This window comes from Sutcliffiella rhizosphaerae, assembly GCF_917563925.1.
Classification (GTDB): Bacteria; Bacillota; Bacilli; order Bacillales; family Bacillaceae_I; genus Sutcliffiella_A; species Sutcliffiella_A rhizosphaerae.
Map to the genome: position 1 here is coordinate 1 of NZ_CAKJTJ010000088.1, position 706 is coordinate 706.

Annotated in this window: 1 protein-coding gene; it reads right to left on the minus strand. The window is 40.1% G+C overall.

What is annotated here, in order from left to right; all coding sequences use genetic code 11:
• Positions 1 to 585 (minus strand): transposase family protein (locus LRP81_RS23140; RefSeq protein ID WP_230505554.1); only part of this gene is annotated, 585 nt, incomplete at its 3' end.
• Between the last annotated feature and the right edge of the window lie 121 nt (positions 586 to 706).

Genomic DNA, 706 nt, shown 5'->3' on the forward strand with positions numbered 1-706 from the left:
CTTTCGCAGATAATGCTTAATGGTATTTTTATAGCGGTTTGGAAGAATATCAATTGGTTCTTTCGTTATTCCATTGGCGATGATGAGCTGGTACTTTCCCTCTCTCGTGTCCCCTTTATACTCATCAATTGCGATGACTTTCGGCAGCTCTTTTGCTTCTTCATTTACCGTACTCCCCGCCAATTGGTCAAACCTTCTGACCACCGTGGACGAAGAAGCCTCATACACTTCCGCCGTTTCTTTAAAGGTTTTCCCTTTAATACTGCGGATTTTAATTGCCTGATTTAATTCCACGGATAGGCGCTGATACCGTTTCACAAGAGGGGTTTTCTCGGCGAACTTTTTTCCACACTTGCAGACATAACGGCGCTTTCTGTAGAAAAGCAGCGTCTGCCTTTCGAATATTTTTAAATGCTTGATTTTCTGTACTCGATAGTCATGAATTTTTTCTGTGGGTGACTTACATAATGGGCAGAGATGGGGTTTTACAGGCATTTCTACATGTATAGTAAGCTTTTCCTCCACTTCCTCCATTTTCATCACGATTACTTCTTCAAATCCTGGCAGCTTTATGTTAGAATTCATTATGCACGTATCTCCAATCTATACTTGTTTCTCGACAATTCAAGTATATTAGACTGGGTGATTACGTGCATTTTTTATGTCTTCAAATTGTGTAGGAACCCCAACATTTATTATAGAACCA